At 51.5% G+C, this 202-nt stretch carries 1 rRNA gene; it reads left to right on the top strand.

What is annotated here, in order from left to right:
- Nucleotides 1-127: 127 nt before the first annotated feature.
- Nucleotides 128-202: ribosomal RNA gene (rrf, locus tag IF19_RS1000000135635) — 5S ribosomal RNA — on the top strand; the annotation flags it as partial.

Below are 202 nucleotides of genomic sequence, written 5' to 3' on the forward strand. Positions count from 1 at the left end.
CCGGTAACGGGTGGAGCTGACTGGTACTAATAGGCCGAGGGCTTGTCCTCAGTTGCTCGCGTCCACTGTGTTAGTTCTGAAATAATGAACAGCCGTGATATGACCGGTGTTCAAATTTTCATAGTGTTTCGGTGGTCATTGCGTTAGGGAAACGCCCGGTTACATTCCGAACCCGGAAGCTAAGCCTTTCAGCGCCGATGGT

Source organism: Streptomyces californicus (assembly GCF_000717645.1).
Taxonomy (GTDB): domain Bacteria; phylum Actinomycetota; class Actinomycetes; order Streptomycetales; family Streptomycetaceae; genus Streptomyces; species Streptomyces californicus.